At 61.4% G+C, this 536-nt stretch carries 1 pseudogene; it reads right to left on the bottom strand.

The annotated features are described in order from the left end of the window. Positions 1-31: 31 nt before the first annotated feature. Positions 32-391, bottom strand: a pseudogene (locus CSC70_RS14770) (methyl-accepting chemotaxis protein); the annotation flags it as partial. Positions 392-536 lie beyond the last annotated feature (145 nt).

The raw sequence follows: 536 nt of genomic DNA, 5'->3' as shown, positions 1-536 counted from the left end.
CGGGGCCGGGGCTCGGTGGGCGCTGCCAGGCTTAGAACTCGGCCCAGTCGGCTTCCGCGACCGCAACCGGAGGACGGGCCTCGTGGCGCGGAGGCGCCGCAGGCACGCCGTTCCTGCGCACCGGCGCGGTGGCCGGCGCCGGGGCAGGGCCGGTCGGCAGGTCATGCTCGCCGGTGCGGAACAGGGCGATGGCCTGTGCGAGGCTGGCGGCCTGTTCCTCCATGGCCCGGGCCGCGGCCGAGGCCTCCTCCACCAGCGCCGCGTTCTGCTGCGTGGCCTCGTCCATCTGCACGATGGTCTGGTTCACCTGCTCGATCCCCGCCGCCTGCTCCTGCGAGGCCGCCGAGATCTCGCCCATGATGTCCGTCACCCGCTGCACCGAAAAAAAAATATACATTATATATCAACGCTATACTAATACATATAGACGAAGCAACAAAAGATACACATATTAAGTATGACGACTTATATACTGATCTATATACATAACAACGCTACAATGTGATGATTGGAAAGCTCGAGAAACGACTTACAAT

The organism is Pseudoxanthomonas kalamensis DSM 18571, assembly GCF_010211745.1.
GTDB classification, from domain to species: domain Bacteria; phylum Pseudomonadota; class Gammaproteobacteria; order Xanthomonadales; family Xanthomonadaceae; genus Pseudoxanthomonas_A; species Pseudoxanthomonas_A kalamensis.
This window is presented reverse-complemented; position numbering and strand designations above follow the sequence as displayed.